The organism is Sphingomonas sp. 4RDLI-65 (genome assembly GCF_049472435.1).
Taxonomy (GTDB): Bacteria; Pseudomonadota; Alphaproteobacteria; order Sphingomonadales; family Sphingomonadaceae; genus Sphingomonas.
Map to the genome: position 1 here is coordinate 32,206 of NZ_JBCEBT010000002.1, position 20,451 is coordinate 52,656.

21 protein-coding genes are annotated in these 20,451 nt (G+C 65.8%); 11 read left to right on the forward strand and 10 right to left on the reverse strand.

Going from position 1 to position 20,451, the window contains the following annotated elements; translation table 11 throughout:
• Positions 1-50 precede the first annotated feature (50 nt).
• Both VH567_RS05020 and VH567_RS05025 read right to left on the reverse strand, forming a co-directional pair.
• Entirely contained in the window at positions 51-572 is a 522-nt protein-coding gene (locus VH567_RS05020; RefSeq protein WP_423323790.1) for a DUF2141 domain-containing protein, read from the reverse strand.
• Positions 569-1,495, reverse strand: a complete 927-nt coding sequence (locus VH567_RS05025) for a hypothetical protein (protein ID WP_423323792.1) — start codon at positions 1,493-1,495, stop codon at positions 569-571. Before VH567_RS05025 ends, VH567_RS05020 begins: the two co-directional genes overlap by 4 nt.
• Positions 1,496-1,633: 138 nt before the next feature.
• On the opposite strand from VH567_RS05025, the gene VH567_RS05030 reads away from it, so the two are divergent.
• On the forward strand, positions 1,634-2,698 hold the full coding sequence (locus VH567_RS05030; protein WP_423323794.1) for a glycosyltransferase: 1,065 nt from the start codon (positions 1,634-1,636) through the stop codon (positions 2,696-2,698).
• A 215-nt stretch (positions 2,699-2,913) separates the two neighbouring features.
• On the opposite strand, the gene VH567_RS05035 is transcribed toward VH567_RS05030, so the two are convergent.
• The 5 genes from VH567_RS05035 to pyrE form a co-directional block, all read right to left on the reverse strand.
• Positions 2,914-3,993 (reverse strand): AI-2E family transporter, encoded by a 1,080-nt coding sequence (locus VH567_RS05035; RefSeq protein ID WP_423323796.1) that lies wholly within the window; start codon positions 3,991-3,993, stop codon positions 2,914-2,916.
• A 1-nt stretch (position 3,994) separates the two neighbouring features.
• The gene (gene lepB / locus VH567_RS05040) at positions 3,995-4,987 is read right to left on the reverse strand and encodes a signal peptidase I (protein WP_423323798.1); all 993 of its coding nucleotides are present in this window, start codon (positions 4,985-4,987) and stop codon (positions 3,995-3,997) included.
• Positions 4,984-5,418, reverse strand: coding sequence for a holo-ACP synthase (gene acpS, locus VH567_RS05045; protein WP_423323800.1), 435 nt, complete (start codon positions 5,416-5,418; stop codon positions 4,984-4,986). The genes lepB and acpS overlap by 4 nt, the downstream gene beginning before the upstream one ends.
• 177 nt (positions 5,419-5,595) lie before the next feature.
• Entirely contained in the window at positions 5,596-6,336 is a 741-nt protein-coding gene (locus VH567_RS05050) for a pyridoxine 5'-phosphate synthase (protein ID WP_423323802.1), read from the reverse strand.
• Positions 6,333-6,917 carry an orotate phosphoribosyltransferase gene (gene pyrE / locus VH567_RS05055; protein WP_423323804.1) on the reverse strand — a complete coding sequence of 195 codons (585 nt, stop codon included), beginning with the start codon at positions 6,915-6,917 and terminating at the stop codon, positions 6,333-6,335. The genes VH567_RS05050 and pyrE overlap by 4 nt, the downstream gene beginning before the upstream one ends.
• Positions 6,918-7,290: 373 nt before the next feature.
• On the opposite strand from pyrE, the gene coxB reads away from it, so the two are divergent.
• The 10 genes from coxB to VH567_RS05105 all read left to right on the forward strand — a co-directional run bounded on the left by coxB (position 7,291) and on the right by VH567_RS05105 (position 16,576).
• A complete protein-coding gene (coxB, locus tag VH567_RS05060) occupies positions 7,291-8,430 on the forward strand; it encodes a cytochrome c oxidase subunit II (protein ID WP_423323806.1) in 1,140 nt (379 codons plus the stop codon).
• A 1-nt stretch (position 8,431) separates the two neighbouring features.
• Positions 8,432-10,093: a cytochrome c oxidase subunit I gene (gene ctaD, locus VH567_RS05065; protein ID WP_423323808.1), complete on the forward strand. Its 1,662-nt coding sequence runs from the start codon at positions 8,432-8,434 to the stop codon at positions 10,091-10,093.
• Between the two features lie 422 nt (positions 10,094-10,515).
• Complete coding sequence (locus VH567_RS05070; RefSeq protein ID WP_423323810.1) at positions 10,516-11,415, forward strand: heme o synthase; 900 nt, start codon at positions 10,516-10,518, stop codon at positions 11,413-11,415.
• Entirely contained in the window at positions 11,412-11,549 is a 138-nt protein-coding gene (locus VH567_RS05075; RefSeq protein WP_165886435.1) for a hypothetical protein, read from the forward strand. The genes VH567_RS05070 and VH567_RS05075 overlap by 4 nt, the downstream gene beginning before the upstream one ends.
• Positions 11,549-12,100, forward strand: coding sequence for a cytochrome c oxidase assembly protein (locus tag VH567_RS05080; protein WP_423323812.1), 552 nt, complete (start codon positions 11,549-11,551; stop codon positions 12,098-12,100). The genes VH567_RS05075 and VH567_RS05080 overlap by 1 nt, the downstream gene beginning before the upstream one ends.
• A 30-nt stretch (positions 12,101-12,130) precedes the next feature.
• Positions 12,131-13,057, forward strand: a complete 927-nt coding sequence (locus VH567_RS05085) for a cytochrome c oxidase subunit 3 (RefSeq protein ID WP_423323814.1) — start codon at positions 12,131-12,133, stop codon at positions 13,055-13,057.
• A 234-nt stretch (positions 13,058-13,291) separates the two neighbouring features.
• Positions 13,292-13,675: a DUF983 domain-containing protein gene (locus VH567_RS05090; protein WP_423323816.1), complete on the forward strand. Its 384-nt coding sequence runs from the start codon at positions 13,292-13,294 to the stop codon at positions 13,673-13,675.
• A complete protein-coding gene (locus tag VH567_RS05095) occupies positions 13,672-14,298 on the forward strand; it encodes an SURF1 family cytochrome oxidase biogenesis protein (RefSeq protein WP_423323818.1) in 627 nt (208 codons plus the stop codon). Before VH567_RS05090 ends, VH567_RS05095 begins: the two co-directional genes overlap by 4 nt.
• A gap of 11 nt (positions 14,299-14,309) precedes the next feature.
• Complete coding sequence (thrC, locus tag VH567_RS05100) at positions 14,310-15,710, forward strand: threonine synthase (RefSeq protein WP_423323820.1); 1,401 nt, start codon at positions 14,310-14,312, stop codon at positions 15,708-15,710.
• Positions 15,707-16,576 (forward strand): class I SAM-dependent methyltransferase, encoded by an 870-nt coding sequence (locus VH567_RS05105; protein ID WP_423323823.1) that lies wholly within the window; start codon positions 15,707-15,709, stop codon positions 16,574-16,576. Before thrC ends, VH567_RS05105 begins: the two co-directional genes overlap by 4 nt.
• Before the next feature lie 320 nt (positions 16,577-16,896).
• Here the strand turns inward: VH567_RS05105 and VH567_RS05110 are convergent, their stop codons facing one another.
• The 3 genes from VH567_RS05110 to rpsD form a co-directional block, all read right to left on the reverse strand.
• Positions 16,897-17,868: an agmatine deiminase family protein gene (locus VH567_RS05110; protein WP_423323825.1), complete on the reverse strand. Its 972-nt coding sequence runs from the start codon at positions 17,866-17,868 to the stop codon at positions 16,897-16,899.
• Entirely contained in the window at positions 17,869-19,500 is a 1,632-nt protein-coding gene (locus VH567_RS05115) for a M28 family peptidase (RefSeq protein WP_423323827.1), read from the reverse strand.
• 276 nt (positions 19,501-19,776) lie between these two features.
• Positions 19,777-20,391, reverse strand: a complete 615-nt coding sequence (gene rpsD / locus VH567_RS05120) for a 30S ribosomal protein S4 (protein ID WP_056053294.1) — start codon at positions 20,389-20,391, stop codon at positions 19,777-19,779.
• Positions 20,392-20,451: the final 60 nt, after the last annotated feature.

The window sequence follows — 20,451 nt, forward strand, 5'->3', positions numbered from 1 at the left end:
GACGATTCTCATGGGACGATTCTCACGGGACGATTCTCACGGGACCATTCTCATGGCGTGATAGGCCCGAACCCGCCGAGCCCGCGCAGATATTGCGCAGTGATCCGCACCGTCGTCACGCCGCCCCCCACCTCGACCAGCGCCTGCTCGACCTTGGGCCGCGACCGTCCCAGCTTCACATTGCTCGCAAACCCGGCCCCATCCGACCAGAAGCTGAACTTGTTCTTCCCGTCGCGGTTATGCGTCAGCAACAGCGCATAGCGGCCCGGCCGCGGCACCCGGATGCACATCGTCGTCGGTCCGGCCGCAGGAGTCGGCACGCTCACCCGCCGAAACGTCTTGCCCGCCGCGATCAGCGCGCGATCGTCCTTCAGGAAATCGGCCTCCTCGCCGGGATAGAGTTCGAGCTTCAGTTCGCCCGTGCGGTCCTTCAACCCGGTGATCTCGGCCGCGATCGCGGGGCCTCCATTCGATCCGGCGCCGGGCCGACACGCCGCCGCATCACTGCCGAGCATTTCCGCACTCGCGGGGCTTGCCAACATGAGCGCGCCCGCGATGGCCAATCGAATCATGCGCGACTTCTCTCTGCAATGGCGTGGGCTCCGAACGCCACGATCAACCCCACATGCACCAGCAACGTCAACGCCGCCGTAAACGCGATCAATTCCGACAGCGCCTGATCCTGCCCGATCAACAGGATCGCGACGTTGGCGAACAGCAGGTCCTTGTTCGGCACCAGCGGCAGCCGCGACACCAGCAGGCGCCCGGCCGCGAGGAACAGCCACATCCCGACCGGCACCTCCGGCAACGCGAAATGCCAGGCGAACGCGATCAGCACCGAACCGCACAGCAACCGGATGCAGTGGATCCCGAACACCCACCACAATTTCGCCCGTGGCAACGAGAACACGCGGCGCGAGAAGATCAGGAACGGCAGCGAGATCAGCAACGTCACGCCCGCCGACCCCAGCACCGTCCGAAACTGATCATGCGTCAGCAGGTGCCGACCGAGCGGCAACGCGATCGCCACCAGCAACAGCGTGATCGCATTCCCCGCGATCGCCGACAATATCGTGACGTCCTTCACTGCACCGAACGGCGACGCCACCATCCGCGCCTTCGCCCGCGCCCAGGCATAGAAATACGCGTCGCCCGAGTACCCGAACACCACTTCGTTCGCGATCCGCTTCTTGATCAGCGCGACCAGGCCACCGAGCGGGATGCCCCACAGCCGGCGGAAGATCACGTAATCCCCAGTCGGCGGCGACATGTAGAGCAGCGCGAAACACAGGTAAAAGCGCGGATCGTGCGGCACCGAGCGCGTGAGTCCGGCCAGCCCGTGGCCCAACAGTTCGCGCCCCAGCCCGGCAATCATCGCCAGCGTCAGCACCGCACCGATGATCGCCGGCCAGCGGCTGCCGATCGTCTTCAGCGGCTCGAGCCCCGCACGTGCGATATCCGCATAGCCTTCCGAGTCAGCCGTTTTCGCACGCATGTTCAATCGCCGGTCCTCAAGCCATTCCGTCGCCCCTCGATCGGCCCAATAGCCGCCCGTCGGTACGCGTGCACGTAAAGTCGGTTTCATTCGATCGCGATCTCCGCTCTATCAATCGCGCATCATGATGACCCCCATATGTCACTCCTGAGCGGACCACCGACCGCGCGGCACATCCTGACCTATGCCGAAGACCTGCGCGGCGGCGGGGTCGAACGCGCGCAACTGCGCCTCGCGCGCGGCTGGCTGGCGGAGGGGCGACGCGTGACGCTGGCGATCGAGGATATTGCCGGGCCGCTGGCGGCAGAACTGCCGGAGGGGCTTGAGATCGTTTCGCCCTCGCGGCTGCTGGCACTGCCGAAGGTCATCCGCCGCCTCGCACCGGACGTGATCTTCTGCCCCGGCAATTTCTATACCGGCATCGCGGCTTGGACCCGGCTTCGGCTGGCCAAAGCCTGTCCGCCAATCGTCGCCAAGATGTCCAACGCCCCCGCGCGCGCCGATCACGGTCCGCTGATGCACGCCGCGCACCAAATCTGGCTGGCACGGCACGGAGGCTTCCTCGATCACCTCGTCGCGATGACGCCCGCGACGGCGGACGAGGCGGCGCGGGCGACGCGCATGGTCGGCCGCACGAGCATCATCCCGAACCCGCCGGCGATGCCGATCCCGGGCGAGACGCCGGATTTGCCCGCGCGTTACATCCTCGGCGTGGGGCGGCTCGAACCGCAGAAACGCTGGGACCGCCTGATCGCCGCTCTCCCGCTGCTGGCGGACCGGACCATTCCGCTGGTGATCCTCGGCGAAGGCGACGAGCGGGGAGCGATCGAAACGCACATTCGCGCGCTCGGTTTGGGAAATCGTGTTCGCTTGCTCGGGCACAGCACCGACCCGCTGCCGGTCATGGCCCGCGCGCAGGTGGTCGTGCTCACCTCGGACTATGAAGGTGTGCCCGGCGTGTTGCGCGAGGCGCTGTCGGTTGGCACGCCGGTGATTTCGACCGACTCGAGCGCGGCGGTAGCGGAGATCATCGACCGCGCGGATCGCGGTACGATCGCCGCGAGGGACGATGCGGCAGGGCTGATCGCAGCGTTGGATGCATGGCTAGCGCCGACTGCGCAGCGACCGGAGGCGGTCCCGCAGCCCGGTGCGGACTCGGCGGGGCGCTACCTCGCACTCTTCGACCAATTGGTAAGGCGGTAACTTTCCTACCGATTACCTTCCACATTGACGTCCCCGGCCCTCACCCCCGTCATCCCCGCGGACGCGGGGACCCATACTGGCAAACCTCGGAGGATATGGGTCCCCGCGTCCGCGGGGATGACGGATAGTGAGCTCTATCCCACGACAATTGTAGAACGAGGGTGCGGCCCCCCACCGGAGGGCGGAACGGTTGCGCGCGCCAACCGGACAGGCAGTCACGCAGTAGCGGCAGCCCCTTCACCCGCCTCCACCTTCTCCTCTTCCCGCTCCGACCGCCGCTCAAGCGCGGTCTTCAACATCGCGGTCATCGGATCAGCCAGCGCCAGCCCCAAAATCCCGAACAGCGCGCTCGCCAAAATCTGCGCACCCAAGGTCAACACCGGCGGCAAATCCACCGTACGCTTCGCCACCATCGGCACGATCACATACCCGTCGATCGTCTGCACCACGAGGTACGTCCCGATCGCCCAATACCCCGTATCGACGCCCGCGCTGAACCCGACCGCGACCATCAGCACGCCCGTCACGATCGCGCCGACGTTCGGAATGAACGCCAGGATACCCGCGATAATCCCGAGCAGCATCGCCATAGGCACGCCACCGACCGCCAGCGCGATCCCGCTCGCGACACCCTCGACCGCCATCCCGAGCAACCGCCCGGCGAGCAGCTTGCGCAACGTCTCGCCCATCTTGACCAGCGTCTTGGCGAACTCCGGTCGCAGGTCGACCGGCACCATCCACTGGAGCCCGCGCGAATACGTCCCCGGGTCCATCGCGATGAACAGCCCGAGGATCAGGATCATGAACATGCTGGTCAGCGCGCCGATCGCGGTGCCGACCCACGACGTCACCCGCCCGACCGAGCCCAGCGCCTGCTTGACGATCCCGTTGACGTCCGACGCGCCCGGCATCAGCCCCTGCGCGCTCAGATAGGTAGTGAAGCGATTGGCCTGCGATTCCAGCGTCGAGCGCAGCTGCGTCACCTGTTCGGTCACCTGCACCCCGGTCAGGATGAACGTGCCGACCAGGAACGCGAACGTCAGCAGCACGACGATCAGCAACCGCCAGCCGCGCCCGATCGGCAGGACCCGCCCGAGCAACCGCACGCCGCCATCGAGCAGCGCCGCAAACACGACGCCCGCAAAGATGATCAGCAACGGCTGCACCAGCACGATCAGCAACGCGATGACGCACGCCAGCCCGAGCCAGATCACCGCGCGCTTCAGTTCCTTGCGCAGGAACGGATCGCGCATCTCGACCGGGCTGAGCTCGGTGACGGCCTTATCGCCGGCCATCTCAGTTGACCTTGGCAGGGTGCAGCGAGGTGCCGGCACGATCCGAGCGCAGCGAACTCCACCAGCTCAGCGGATTGAACGTCGCATCGCCGTCGAGGCTGAAGGTGATGAACTCCGCACGCCCGCCGAGATTTTCATACGGCACCGGTCCGCCAAGCCCAAGCTGGCTCAACGCGAACCGGCTGTCGGCGGAGCGGTCGCGATTGTCGCCCATCAGGAAGACATGGTTCGCGGGAATCGTGATCTCCGCGAAATTATCGCCCTGACTGTCCGGCTCCAGATCCACCGTCTCGTAGCGGCGGCCATTCGGCAGCGTCTCGGTATAAGTCGGCAGGCGGCACATCTCGCGACCGTCGGGCAGCGTCTCGCGCGCGCCGGGATAGTCGATCTCGCTGCACGGGCTGTTGGTGTCGACCGGGATCAGCGTGTCATGCAGCGGGCCCCGCTTCACCGCGACGCCGTTTAGGAACACGATTCCGCCGCGCACGGCCAGTCTGTCGCCGGGCAGCCCGATGACGCGCTTGATATAGTCGTTATGCGTCCCCGGCGGCGTCACGATCACCACGTCGCCGCGCGTCGGCAGCGAGCCGAACAACCGGCCGTGGATAAACGGCAGCGACACGCTCCAGCTATCTTCCTGCTGGCGCAGCACCACGCCCTTGAAAATCGCGACCGGGTTGGGGATCGTCGGCGACACGAACGACCAGCCATACGCGAACTTGGTCACCACCAGCCGGTCGCCGATACGCAGGCCCGGCAGCATCGATTCGCTGGGGATATAGAAGGGCTTGGCGATGAAGCTGTGGAAGCCGAGCACGACCAGGATCAGCCAGAATATGCCCTTCACCTCGCCCCACCAGTCGGTGCCGCGGCGGCGGCCAGTCTCGGAACTAGTTTCGGGGGTCGTGGTGACCGAGGGCGCGGGATCGACCGCAGTGGCCTGCGCGAGGGGCTTTTCCTGGAACTCGTTGCCGTCCAACGCCGCGTCCTTCATCGATTCGTATCCTGGCGCATGTCCGGGGATATCAGAGGTATAGCTTCGATGATCACAAAGGCCTGCGCCCACGGATGATCATCGGTCATCGTCAAATGCACGCGCGCGACGTGGCCTTCGGGGGTCAACGCGTCAAGCCTCGCTTTGGCCCCCCCGGTCAACGCCAGCGTCGGCGCGCCACTCGGTGCGTTCACGACGCCAATATCGCGCATGAACACGCCCGCGCGAAACCCGGTCCCCACCGCCTTCGAAAACGCCTCCTTGGCCGCGAACCGCTTGGCCAGCGTCCCCGCCTTGGTAAAAGGCCGCCGCGCCGCCTTCGCCCGCTCGACATCGGTAAAAACCCGCTGCTCGAACCGCTCCCCAAACCGCTCCACCGACGCCGCGATCCGCTCGATATTACACAAGTCGGACCCGAGCCCGATAATCACGACACGGCCTGGGGTCGGAAGACAAAGTTAGATTTGCGCGCAGAGGCGCAGAGGCGCGGAGAGTATGAAGGCCGCAAGAGCGGCAAGATCGAGTTAGGCAGCGAGACAATCCGGCCTCGGACCAGCGCGCTCTTCTGCTCCGCGCCTCTGCGCCTCTGCGCGAACAAAACTGCCTCCTTACCGCGCCGCATCCATAGCCTCGCGCATCAGCCGAACCGCCTCGCCAAGCCCGACGAACAGCGACTCCCCGACCAGGAAATGCCCGATGTTCAGCTCCCGAACCTGCCGGATAGCCGCAATCGGCGCAACGTTGTCATACGTCAGCCCATGCCCCGCATGCACCTCAATACCGTTCTTCGCCGCCAGCGCCGCCGCATCCGTCAGCCGCCGCAGCTCCACCGTCCGCGCATCGCCCGACAGTTCCGCATACAGCCCGGTGTGCAGTTCGATCACCGGCACCTTGAGCCGCACCGCCGCCTCGATCTGCCGCGCGTCCGGTTCGATGAACAGTGACACCCGGATGTCCGCTCCCGCCAGCGCGTCGACCAGCCGCGCCATCCGGTCGTAATGCCCGGCAACGTCGAGCCCGCCCTCGGTCGTCAGTTCCTCGCGCTTTTCGGGCACGATGCACGCGGCGTGCGGCTTGTGGCGCAGCGCGATGCCGAGCATCTCGTCGGTCGCCGCCATCTCCAGGTTCAGCGGGATCGTCAGCTCGGCCGACAACCGCGCGATGTCGTCGTCCGTAATATGCCGCCGGTCCTCGCGCAAATGTGCGGTAATCCCGTCCGCCCCCGCTGCCGCCGCGACCAGCGCCGCGCGCACCGGATCGGGATACCCCGCCCCCCGCGCGTTGCGCACCGTTGCGACGTGATCGATGTTCACCCCAAGGCGCAGGTGGTCGTTGCCGAGGGGGCTCATGCCGCAGCCCTGCTGCCGGGCTTGATCGCGGGGATCGCCGCCAGTTCGCGCGGCAAGGCGTCCGCCGGATAGGTCGGCACGTCGAGCCGGATCAGCGGGAAGAACGGCACGCCCAGATCCGCCGTCCCATTCGAGCGATCGACCAGAGCCGCCGCCGCGACGGTCACGCCGCCCGCACGCCCGATCGCCGCGATCGCCTCGCGCGACGACAGCCCGGTGGTCACGACGTCCTCCATCATCAACACGCGCTGGCCAGGCGAAAGTCGGAACCCGCGGCGGAGTTCGAACACGCCGTCCGGGCGTTCGAGGAATACCGCCTCGACACCAAGCGCGCGGCCCATTTCGTGGCCGGCGATGACGCCGCCCATCGCCGGCGAGACCACGATATCGATCTGCGCGCGCAACTCCGCCGGGATCGACGCCACCAGCGCTTCCGACAACCGAGCACCACGCGCCGGGTCCATCAACACCCGCGCGCATTGGAGATAGCGCGAACTGCGCAGGCCGGAGGACAGGATGAAATGCCCTTCGAGCAACGCTTCGGCAGCGCGGAATTCGGCGAGCACGTCGTCTTCGGTCATCGCGGGTCATCGCTCCAAATGGTCTGCCCGCGCTGATACGAGCGCGCGAAACCGCACGCAACGACTACCGGCGCAGAAGTACACCTACGCTCCCCACCCACTCCGTCACCCCGGGCTCGTTCCGGGGTCCACGGTTCCGCAAACCCAATCCTCTCGGGCTTGCGGAGCGGTGGATGCCGGAACAAGCCCGGCATGACGGAGTGTCTGGATCGGGCCAGCTGGCGCTCAAGGTGAGACAATGCTTGAGGCGAGCCCCCCCGCTGGGTATAGCTCCTGCCAAATGATAAGCAGACATCCGCGCGTCCGGAATCGGGTTCGCTATAAACCGGGGTCAAGAAAAACGATGCGCAAGATGGGGATGAGAGGATTTGCGATGGCAGCGGGGCTCGCACTGGCGAGTCTCGGTGGTGTCGCCGGGCATGCGGCCCAGCCGGCTGCCACGCCCACACCACAGGCCGCCGCCGCTCCGGCCGGTGTGTCGAACACCGCGCCGACCACATCGGCCGCTACGCCGACCGCCAACCCGTCCAGTCCCGAGCTCGCGATGGACGGTGCGCCCGCGATGACGGTCAAGCCGATGATCGGCCAGCCGACCGACGGTCTGTTCGGCCTCCAGCCGCAGGTGACCAAGAACGGCCAGTTCGCGCACTGGATGCACAATTCGATCCTGGTGCCGACGATCACGATCATCTCGCTGTTCGTCCTCGCGCTCCTCTTCTGGGTGTCGTTCCGCTACCGCAAGGCGCGCAACCCGGTCGCATCGAAGACCAGCCACAACACCGCGATCGAGATCCTCTGGACGCTCGCGCCGGTCGTGATCCTCGTCCTGATCGCGGTCCCGTCGATCGGCCTGCTCCAGGCGCAGTTCAAGCCGGCGCCGTCGGGGGCCGTGACACTGAAGGCGATCGGCAACCAATGGTATTGGACCTACCAATATCCGGACAATGGCGGCTTCGAGATCACCGCCAACATGCTGAAGGAAAAGGCTGACGTCGCCGCGGGCGAGCGTGGCCGCACCGATGCCGACGGCCCCAAGCTGCTCGCCACCGACAACCGCATCGTCCTCCCCGTCGGCGTGCCGATCCGCCTGATCACGACGTCGAACGACGTGATCCACAGCTGGGCGGTCCCGGCGTTCTGGATCAAGCTCGACGCGATCCCGGGTCGCCTGAACGAGACCAGCTTCACGATCGACAAGCCCGGCCTGTATTTCGGCCAGTGCTCGGAACTGTGCGGCGCGCGCCACGGCTATATGCCGATCGCGGTCGAAGCGGTTCCGCCCGCCGAATACGCAGCCTGGGTCAAGGCCAAGGGCGGCACGATGCCGACCCCCGGCAAGGCATCCGACAAGGTCATCCCGCAGCCCGGCGCCGATGGCTCCGCGGCGAAGGTCGAGGAGGCCGCGGAAACCGCCAACGCCACCGGACCCGTGGAAAACGTAACTACCGCAGCCCCCGCGACGACGCAGGGCGCCACCTCAAACCCGGCCGGCGCCGGCAACGCGGGACAGTAAGATGACCGACACCGCTCTCCATCCGTCGGCGTTCGTCGCGCACGAATCGCACGACCACCACGACACCGATCACAAACCGGGTTTCTTTGCGCGTTGGTTCATGTCGACCAACCATAAGGACATCGGCACGCTGTACCTGATCTTCGCGATCGTCGCGGGGATCATCGGCGGTTCGGTCTCGGGGCTCATGCGCGCCGAGCTCGCACATCCCGGCATCCAGTACCTCCAGGGCTGGGCGAGCATGCTCCACGGCGGCCCCGCCAGCCTCGACGAATCGCTTCATCTCTGGAACGTGTTGATCACCGCGCACGGCCTGATCATGGTGTTCTTCATGGTTATGCCGGCGATGGTCGGTGGCTTCGGCAACTGGTTCGTGCCGATCATGATCGGTGCGCCGGACATGGCGTTCCCGCGCATGAACAACGTGTCGTTCTGGCTGCTGATCCCCGCCTTCACGCTGCTTCTGGCCTCGCCGTTCTTCGGCGGCGCAGGTAATGGCTGGACGCTCTACGCCCCGCTCTCGACATACGGCGAGCCCGGGCCGTCGACCGACATGGCGATCCTCGCGCTGCATCTCGCGGGTGCGTCGTCGATCCTCGGCGCGATCAACTTCATCACGACGATCTTCAACATGCGTGCGCCGGGCATGACGCTGCACAAGATGCCGCTGTTCGTGTGGTCGATGCTCGTCACCGCGTTCCTGCTGCTCCTGGCGCTGCCGGTGCTCGCAGCCGCAATCACGATGCTGCTGACCGATCGCAACTTCGGCACGACCTTCTTCGATCCGGCCGGCGGCGGCGACCCCGTCCTGTACCAGCATCTGTTCTGGTTCTTCGGCCATCCCGAAGTCTACATCATGATCCTGCCGGGCTTCGGCATCGTCAGCCAGATCATCTCGACGTTCAGCCGCAAGCCGGTCTTCGGCTATCTCGGCATGGCGTACGCGATGGTCGCGATCGGCGTGGTCGGGTTCGTCGTGTGGGCGCACCACATGTTCACCACGGGTCTGTCGGTGAACACCAAGATGTACTTCACCGCGGCGACGATGGTCATCGCGGTGCCGACCGGCATCAAGATCTTCTCGTGGATCGCGACGATGTGGGGCGGTTCGCTCACCTTCAAGACGCCGATGGTGTGGTCGATCGGCTTCATCTTCATGTTCACCGTCGGCGGCGTGACCGGCGTGGTGCTCGCGAACGGCGGCATCGACGATTACATGCAGGACACCTATTACGTGGTGGCGCATTTCCACTATGTGCTGTCGCTGGGCGCGGTCTTCTCGCTGTTCGCCGGGTTCTACTATTGGTTCCCGAAGATGACCGGCAAGATGTACAACGAGTTCCTGGGGCAGCTGCACTTCTGGGTGTTCTTCGTCGGCGTGAACGTGATGTTCTTCCCAATGCATTTCCTGGGCCTCCAGGGCATGCCGCGCCGTATCCCGGACTACACGCCGCAATACGAGCATTGGAACACGGTCGCCTCGGTCGGCTACATGATCATGGCCGCGGGCATGGTGGTGTTCTTCGTCAACCTGATCTGGTCGATGGTCGCGGGCAAGCCGGCAGGCGACAACCCCTGGGGCGATGGCGCGACGACGCTGGAGTGGACGATCTCCTCGCCACCGCCGTACCATCAGTTCGAGACGCTGCCGCGGATAGATTGAGGCGGATCGGGGCCATCAGGCCCCCGCCCGGCCGGCGCGGCAACGCCGCGTCCGACGACACGGGATTTACTCCCGTGTCGGGCCAGCCAAGCACAGAGAACGCCTCGGGGAAACCCGGGGCGTTTTTGGTTTATGTAGCAGCCCCGAGCCCTACTTTATGTTTCCCCGCGAAGGCGAGGACCCAGCCTGGGCTCCCGCCTTCGCGGGAGAACAAGGAAGCAGGAGGAACTCACTTGCCCCCCTCCGTCACCACGGCGAAAGCTGGGGTCTCATCGTGGGACTCCCGTCACGCACAACGCGGGAGACCCCAGCGTTCGCTGGGGTGACGGTGGTAGGCAACCGCATAACCAAGATCACGCGCGCCTCCACCAAGCCACACCGCTTTCCTCAAGCCTTTCCAACGCGTATAGCGTACCCGAACCATGACTCCCGCAACTCCCCTCCTGCCACCGGCGCATTGGCGCGATTTCCTGGCGCTGACCAAGCCGCGCGTGATGACGCTCGTCGTCTTCACCGGCCTCTGCGGCATGCTCGCCGCCCCTGTCGGCGTGCACCCGGTGATCGGCTTCACCGCGATCCTCTGCATCGCGCTCGGCGCCGGCGCGGCGGGTGCGCTCAACCAATGGTACGAGTCGGACATCGACGCAGTCATGCGCCGCACGCAGAAGCGCCCGCTTCCCGATGGCCGCATGGAACGCCAAGCCGCGCTGCATTTCGGCGTCGGGCTCGGCGCGTTCTCGGTGCTGTTCATGGGATTCGCGGTCAACGCGGTCGCCGCGGCGATCCTGACCGTCTCGATCTTGTTCTACGTGCTGATCTACACCGTCTGGCTGAAGCGCCGTACGCCTCAGAACATCGTCATCGGCGGTGCAGCCGGCGCGTTCCCGCCGCTGATCGGCTGGGCCGCGGCGACCGGCGACATCGCGCTGCTCCCCGTCCTGCTGTTCCTGTTCGTGTTTCTCTGGACGCCGCCGCATTTCTGGGCGCTCGCGCTGTTCATGAAGAGCGATTACGCCGCCGCGGGCGTGCCGATGCTCCCCGTGGTGTCGGGCGAGCGGACCACGCGAACCCAGATCGGGCTCTACACGATCCCGATGGCAGCGGTCGCTATCCTGCCCTGGCCGCTCGGGCTTACCGGTGCGATCTACGGCGTCGCGGCGGTCCTGCTCACCGGCTGGTTCGCGCTTCTCGCCGTCCGTGTCGCCAAGCGCACAACCCACGCCGACGATGCGATGAAACCGGAGAAGGCCTTGTTCAAATACTCGATCCTGTATCTGTTCGTGATGTTCGGCGCGCTGGTCGTCGACCGGTGGTTCGCATGAGCCTGCCCGATCCCGACCTGATCCGCAGCCGCCAGCGCGGTCGCGCCCGCGTGATGGCACTGCTGCTCGGCGCGTTCGTCATCCTCGTCTTCGCGATTTCGATCGCCAAGATCCGCGCAGGGATGCCGCACTGATGGCGGGCTGGAAGGCCATGTCGCGCACCAACCGCACCGCGGCGCTCGCGGTGCTCTTCATCTGTTTCATGACCGGGCTCGCCTGGGCCAGCGTGCCGCTCTACCGGCTGTTCTGCTCGGTCACCGGCCTCAACGGCACGACCCAGCGCGGGCTCGTCGCCCCCGGCGCGGTCAATCACCAGATCAAGATCGACTTCGACACCAACGTCAGCCCCAAGCTGCCGTGGAAGTTCGCCCCCGAAAATCGCTCCGACACGATCGACATCGGCGCGCGCGACATGGCGTTCTTCACCGCCACGAACACGTCGAACAAGCCGCTCACCGGCACCGCGACGTTCAACGTCCAGCCCGCGCAGGCCGGCAAGTATTTCACCAAGATCCAGTGTTTCTGCTTCACGCAGCAGACGCTCAAGCCCGGCGAAACCGCGCGGATGCCGGTGATCTTCTTCGTCGATCCGAAGATCCTGACCGACCCCGACGCGGCCGATATCCAGACGATCACGCTCAGCTACACGTTTTACCCGGTGGATTCTGCGAAAACAGCCAGCTAGAACGCTGCCAAAGAACATAGGGGAGTACCGATGGCCGGCGCCAAGAACCATGATTACCACATCCTGCCGCCGAGCATCTGGCCGCTGGTCGGCTCGTTCTCGGCGCTGATCATGGCGGTCGGCGGCATCATGTGGATGCACGGCGGCCATATCGACAAGCCGAACGGCGGCGGCTGGATCTTCTTCATCGGCCTCACCGGGCTGCTCTTCACCTTCTACAGCTGGTGGGCGCAGGTCATCAAGGAAGCGCATGCGGGCGATCACACGCCGGTCGTGCAGCTCCATTTCCGCTACGGCATGATCCTGTTCATCGCCTCCGAAGTGATGTTCTTCGTCGGCTGGTTCTGGGCGTTCTTCGACTTCTCGCTGTTCCCGACCGCGATGACCTATGCCGACGGCAGCGTCACGCGGGCGGTGGAAGGCGGCGCGGCGATCGTCGCGCAGTGGCCGCCGAAGGGCCTGACGGTGATCAACCCGTTCGAACTGCCGCTGCTCAACACGCTGATCCTGCTGACCTCGGGCACCACGGTGACCTGGGCGCATCATGCACTGATCCACAACCAGCGCGGCGGCGAGAAGACCGGGCTGTGGGGCCTGATCGGCGTCGGCAACCGCGACGGCGTGCTGAAGGGCCTGTGGCTCACCGTGATCCTCGGCGCGCTGTTCAGCTCGATCCAGGCATACGAGTACGTCCACGCACCGTTCCCGTTTAAGGGTATCAACTACGGCGCATCGTTCTTCATGGCGACCGGCTTCCACGGTTTCCATGTGCTGATCGGCACGATCTTCCTGATCGTCTGCCTGGTCCGCGCCTACCGCGGCGACTTTACGCCGAAGCAGCATTTCGGCTTCGAAGCGGCGGCCTGGTACTGGCATTTTGTCGACGTCGTGTGGCTGTTCCTGTTCGTCACCGTCTACGTCTGGGGCGGCTGGGGCGCCCCCGTCCACGGGGGGTGAGGCTCGATCGACTAGTTTATGGTGACCACCCCGGCGCAGGCCGGGGCCCAATTGGGAAGGTCGCAGTAACGAAGCGCAGCCCTACGTTGGCGACGTCCCCCAATTGGGCCCCGGCCTCCGCCGGGGTGGTAACTGACAAGCAGGTGGTCCTCCTCCCCTTGTTCTCCCGCGAAGGCGGGAGCCCAGTCTGGATCCCCGCCTTCGCGGGGAAACATGAAGGGAAGCGCTGACCGCATGACCGAAGACCCCTACCCCCTCGCCGCCGCCCCCACGATCACCCAGGTCGCGCTGAAAGGCCTCTGCCCCCGCTGCGGCAAGCCCACCCTCTTCGCCAAATGGTCCAACTTCGCCGACCGCTGCCCAAATTGCGGCCTCGACTTCACCAAGTTCAACGTCGGCGACGGCCCTGCCGCCTTCCTCACCCTGATCCTAGGCGCCCTCGTCGTGATCCTCGCGATCACGCTCGAACTCAAGGTCCACCCGCCGCTCTGGCTGCACATGCTGATCTGGATCCCCTTCACCGCCGGCGGCGTCGTGCTATCCCTAAGAGCGGCCAAGGGCGCCCTCATGTCCGCCGAATACCGCAACGCAGCCCGCGAAGGCCGAATCGACCCGTGACCAGACGCATCCCCGTCATTCCAACGATCCTCGTCACGCTAGCAATCGCGGCGATGATCGGCCTCGGCCTGTGGCAACTCCTCGACCGCCTCCCCAAAAAGGAAGCGTTCCTCGCCCAGCTCGCCGCCAACCCCGTCAAGCCGCCAATGGCTTTCCCGCGCCTGCCCGACGAGACTCTCCTGTTCCGCCGCGCCTCGGGCCTCTGCCTCCAGCCGACCGAGATAAAACTCGCCGGCGCCGGCAAATCCGGCTTCCGCGCGATCGCCGAGTGCCGGACCGGCGCGGAAGGCCCCGGCATGATCGTCCAGCTCGGCACCACCCGCGATCCGATGGCCAAGGTCACATGGCTCGGCGGCGAAGTCTCCGGCTACATCACCCACGCGCCCGACGGCCGCTCGCTGATCAGATCGCTGTTCGATCACACGCCGCAACGCTTGATGCTGGTCGCGGATACCCCGCAAGCCGGGCTCAGCCCTAACGGCAAGCCCGACATCGCCACGGTCCCGAACAATCACCTCGCCTATGCCGGCCAATGGTTCTTCTTCGCCGCCATCGCCGCGATCATTTATGTCCTGGCGATAGCCAAGCGCGGTAAGGTTGTGTCGAAAGCCGCGCCCCGCTAACCGGCTTGGCCATGCGTTACATCAGCACCCGCGGCTCGGCCCCTGTCCTCGATTTCGAAGCGGCGACGCTCGCCGGCCTCGCCTCGGATGGCGGTCTCTACCTCCCCGAGGCATGGCCGACGATGACCCGCGACGAGATCGCCGCGCTCGCCGGGCTCTCCTATGTCGACACCGCAGTCGCGGTGATGGCCCCGTTCGTCGGCGACGCAATGACGCGCGAGGAGCTGAAGGCACTCTGCGATCAGGCATACGGCCGCTTCTCCCACGCCGCGGTCGTCCCGCTGGTCCAGCTCGACCACGACCAATGGCTCCTAGAACTGTTCCACGGCCCGACGCTCGCGTTCAAGGATGTCGCGCTCCAGCTGCTCGGGCTGTTCTTCGAACGCTTCCTCGCCGGCACGACCAAGCGCCTGACGATCGTCGGCGCGACCAGCGGCGACACCGGCTCCGCCGCGATCGACGCGGTCGCGGGCCGCGAGGGCATCGACATCTTCATGCTCCACCCGGTCGGCCGCATCTCCGACGTGCAGCGCCGGCAGATGACCACGGTGCTCAGCCCCAACGTCTACAATATCGCCATCGAAGGCAGCTTCGACGACGCGCAGGCGCTCGTGAAGGCGATGTTCAATGACCGCGCCTTCTCGACCAAGTTCGCGCTGTCCGCGGTGAACTCGATCAACTGGGCCCGCCTGATGGCGCAGGTGGTATATTTCTTCTACGCCGCCGTCCGCCTCGGCGCGCCCGATCGCGAGGTCGCGTTCGCGGTCCCGACCGGCAATTTCGGCGATGTCTTCGCGGGCTATGTCGCGGCGAAGATGGGGCTCCCCGTCGCCAAGCTGGTCGTCGCGACCAACGTCAACGACATCCTCCACCGCGCGCTCAGCACCGGCGATTATTCGAAGGGCGGCGTCCAGCAGACCCCGACCCCCTCGATGGACATCCAGGTGAGTTCGAACTTCGAGCGCCTGTTGTTCGATCTCGGCGATCGTGACGGCGCAGCGCTCGCCGCACAGATGGCCGGCTTCGAATCCTCGGGAGCAATGCGCCTCACCAATGCGCAATCGCAAGGCGCCTCCGCCCTCTTCCAGAGCGAGCGCATCGACCTCGACGACATGACGCTGGCGATGCGCTGGGCGCACGAGCATGCCGGGCAAGTCATCGACCCGCATACCGCGATCGGCCTCGCCGCCGCGCTGCGTACCGAAGTCCCAGCCGGCGTGCCGATCGTGACGCTCGCCACCGCGCACCCCGCCAAGTTCGGCGACGCGGTCGAGCGCGCCACCGGTGTCCGCCCCTCGCTGCCAACCCGCGTCGGCGACCTGTTCGACCGCGAGGAACGCTACGCCACGTTGCCGGCGACCTTCGAAGCGATCACCGCCTACATCACCGAGCGCGCGAAGCCGTCGGCATGACACTCGAAACCCTCATCGGCGAACCCTGGGCGGATTACGGCCTGATCGACTCCGGCCACGGCAAGAAGCTCGAACGCTATGGCCGCTTCCGCTTCATCCGCCCCGAACCGCAGGCGATGTGGGCACCCGCATCGACCGACTGGCAGGCGCAGGGCGAATTCGTCCCCGGCTCGGACGAGGACGGCGGCGGCCGCTGGGAATTCTCCGAGCCCGTGCCCCGCGAAGGCTGGACGCTCAAGTGGAACGAGGTGTCGTACACCGCGCAGACCACCCCGTTCCGTCACCTCGGTTTCTTCCCCGACATGGCGCCGGTGTGGAGCTGGATGCGCGAGCGCGTGGCGGGGCTCGACAGCCCCGAATGCATGAACCTGTTCGGCTATACCGGCGTCGGCACGCTCGCGATGGCGACCAAGGGCGTCCGCATGGTCCATGTCGACGCCTCCAAGAAGTCGGTCGAGGCGGCCAAGGCCAATGCGAAACTGTCGGGCATGGCCGACGCGCCGATCCGCTGGATGACGGATGATGCGGCGAAGTTCGTCGCGCGCGAGGTTCGGCGCGGGCGGCGGTATGACGGGATTTTGCTCGATCCGCCGAAATACGGGCGTGGGCCTGAAGGCGAGGTCTGGCGGCTGGAAGAAGACCTGCCGAAGCTGATCGCCGACTGCCGGAAGCTGCTCGACGAGAACTCGCGGTTCCTGTTCCTGACGGTCTACGCGGTGCGGATGTCCGCGCTGGCGATCGGGGAATTGCTGAACCAGGTGTTCGCCGATCTCCCCGGCAAGGTCGAAGTCGGCGAACTCGGCGTCCGCGAAGAAGCGCGCGGGCTCACCCTCCCCACCGCGATCTGGGCCCGCTGGAGCCGCTGAGCTTCCCCACCTAGCCACCACCCCGGCGAAGGCCGGGGCCCAACTGGAAAGGTCGGCGTAACGAAGGTGCGCCCTCCGTTGGCTACGTCCCCCAATTGGGCCCCGGCCTTCGCCGGGGTGGTGGTTGATTCAAGGGACGGGAAACACGGCAACACCCATCACCGTTCGTGCGGAGTAGAGACCGAGTAGCCCGCTTGGGCGTATCGAGGGCTCGTATCGAGGTACAGGTTCCGCGCGCCAACCTGTCCTTCGATACGCCGTCTCGATACGCTCCTTACGGAGCTACTCGACCGCTACTCGGGACGAACGGATGTGGGTGTTTACCCAGGAATCTGCTGCGAGATGCAGTGGAAGCTCCCGCCCCCCGTCAGGATATGATCCGCCCGCTGCCCCACAACCTCGCGGTCCGGGAACAGTGCCTGGATCGCAACCACCGCCGCCTGATCGTTCTCCGCGCCGTACAACGGCACCACCACCGCGGCGTTACCGATATAGAAGTTCATGTAGCTCGCCGGCACGACCTCCTCGTCGCGCAGCACGCGCCCCGGTGACGGGATCGTCACGACCTCCAGCCCGGCCGCCTCGGCGTCCCGCGCCGCGTTCTGGTAGACCTGCCAGTTCGGATCGTTGTCGGTCGCCTTGGGGATCGCCACGCGTCCCTCGCCAACGAACCGGGCGAGGTTGTCGACATGGCCGTCGGTATGATCGTTGACCAGCCCGTCGCCCAGCCACACCACGCGGGTGTACCCCAAGTCGGACGCCAACCGCGCCTCGATCTCCGCCTTGGTCAGCGACGGATTGCGGTTGCGGTTGAGCAGGCACTGCTGAGTAGTCACGACCGTCCCGGTGCCATCGCCATCGATCGCGCCGCCCTCGAGCACCCAGTCGCACGCCTCGACCCGCTTGTGCCGGCTCGCCGCCAGCCGCTGCCCGATCGTGTCGTCACCCGGCAGGTCGTACTTCCCGCCCCACCCATTGAACCGGAAGTCCCGCGCGGTCCCGTCGCCGACGATGATCGGCGCGGTATCGCGCAGCCAGATATCGCCGAACGGCTCCATCACCACCTGCGCGAACGGCGCGAGCCGCTTGGCCGTCGTCGCCGACCCGACATCGGCCGCGACCAGGATCACCGTCTCGCCCCGCCCCTCGGCATGCACCGCCTTGGCAAACGCGACGACCTCGTCCCGCGCAGGCTCCAGATCCTCCAGCCACAGGTCCGCATGGCTCGGAAAGCCGATCCAGACGGCCTTGTGATGCGCCCATTCGGCGGGGGTAGAAACGGTCGTGGTCAATTACTTGGCTCCTGCGCGATCGCGGTCACGGATGCCGCGGAATTCGGCGGTCTTATACCAGTTCGGCCACAGACCGGTATCGTCCGCGAGCTTGCGCCCAAGCCCGTAATAGATCGTCAGATCCTCGACCGCACCCGACCAGTCCCATTTCGCGTCATATTCGTCCGCCGGCTTGTGATAGCGGTGCGCGACATAATCCTCGCGCGCGGCATGCCCTGCCGCGGTGCCACCAACGACCAGATCCTCACCGCTGCCGCCATCCAGCATCGGCACGCCGAGCTTGGCAAAGCTGAAGTGATCCGACCGGTAATAGCCGCCGCGTTCCGGGTTCGCCTCGACACCGATCACGCGGCCCTCGGCGGCGACGAACGGCTTCACAAGATCTTCGATCTCCGACTTGCCCGCACCGGTGAGGACGAAATCCTTCGCCCGACCATCGACGTTCAGCACGTCCATGTTCACCCCGCCGACGGTATGCGCGAGCGGATAGATCGGATGCTCGGCATAATAGCGCGAGCCGAGCAGGCCCGATTCCTCTGCAGTCACCGCCAGGAACGCGATCGAGCGCTTTGCCGGCCCCGCCTTCACCTGAGCCTCGGCCAAGGCCACCAACCCGGCAACACCGGTCGCGTTGTCCGCAGCGCCATTGCAGATGTCATCGCCATCGACCGCGTCGCAGCGCCCGAGATGATCCCAATGAGCCGAATACATCACGTAATCGTTCGGAGCAGCAGTGCCCGGCAGTACGCCGATGACGTTCTTCGACGCCTGCCGCTTGATCGTGTTGTCGAACCCGCCGGACAGCTTCAGCCCGAGCGGCACCGCCTTGAACCCCTTCACCTTGGCCGCCGCCGCCAGAGTCGCGTAATCCTTGCCCGCGCTCGCGAACACGCGCTCGGCAGCGGGCTTCTGCATCCAGCCGACGATCTGCGACTGGTCGAGATGATCGCCCTTCTCGTCCAGCTCGAGCTGCGGCCCGGTCCAGGACGACTGCACCACCGCCCACGGATAGGCCGCCGGCTCGGTATCATGAACGATGATCGCCGCCGCCGCGCCGTGCTTCGCCGCATTCTCGAACTTGTACGGCCAGCGCCCGTACCACGTCATCGCGCGCCCCTCGAAAGGCCCCTCGCGCGACATCGTCTGCCAGTCGGCATCGTTGATGAGGATGACCACCGTCTTCCCCTTCACGTCGACGCCGGCATAGTCATCCCAGCCCTTCTCGGGCGCGGTGATTCCGTAGCCAACGAACACGACGTCGCTGTTCGCCACCGAGACCTTCGGCACGACGCGGTAGGTGCCCGCGACCATGTCGGTCCGGAAGTTCAGGCTGACGGGGGTCTTGCCGCCGGTGAACCTGTACGGCTGCACGTTACCCGCGGTGATCTGCACCATCGGCACGTCCTGCGTCCACGACCCCTTGTTGCCGGGCTTCAGCCCCGCCGCCTTCATCCGGTCGACGATATACGCGACCGTCTTCGCCTCGGCGGGCGTGGTCGGCGCGCGACCTTCATACGCGTCGGACGAGAGAACCTGCGTAACGGTCTTCAGCGTCTCGACCGAGATGGCAGGCGTGGTCTGCGCGGACGCGGCGGTCCCCAGCAGCAACAGAGACAGGATGGCAGCGCGCATGGTCATTTCCCCATTTGGTTGCGCGCGTTCTGGCAAAGCCGGGGGCCCATGTCCACGAGGCGAAATGGGCAACGAAAAAGGGCGGCCCCGCAGGACCGCCCTTCACAACCTTACCGTTCGTGCTGAGTAGAGACCGAGTAGGTGCCGAAGGCGCCGTATCGAGGGCTCGTATCGAAGCACAGGTGGTACGCGCCAACCTGTCCTTCGATACGCCATCTCGATACGCGGCTGCGCCGCTACTCGACGGCTACTCAGGACGAACGGGAGGAAATCAAATCAGCGCGAGTAGAACTCGACGACCAGATTCGGCTCCATCTTCACCGGATAAGGAACCTCGTCGAGCGTCGGGACGCGCGTGAAGGTGACCTTGGCCGCGCCGTCGGTGGCGACGTAGTCGGGGATCTCGCGCTCGGCGAGGCTCTGCGCTTCCATGACCAGCGCCATTTCCTGCGCCTTCGAACCCAGCGTGATCTCGTCGCCGACGAAGCAGCGACGCGAGGCGATGTTGCACTTCACGCCGTTGACGCGGATGTGGCCGTGCGAGACGATCTGGCGAGCCGCGAAGATCGTCGGCGCGAACTTGGCGCGGTAGACGATCATGTCGAGGCGCTGCTCGAGCAGGCCGATCAGGTTCTGCGAGGTATCGCCCTTCAGACGCGCAGCCTCGTGGTAGCACGCGCGGAACTGCTTCTCAGTCACGTCGCCATAATAGCCCTTGAGCTTCTGCTTGGCGCGCAGCTGGATACCGAAATCGCTGACCTTGCCCTTGCGGCGCTGGCCGTGCTGGCCCGGGCCGTATTCGCGCTTGTTGACCGGCGACTTGGGACGACCCCAGATGTTCTCGCCCATCCGGCGATCGAGCTTGTACTTCGCGCTTTGACGCTTCGACATAATATAACCTTTGCAAATGCAAACAACGTTGGTCCCGGTATCGCTCTGCTTGCTGTACGT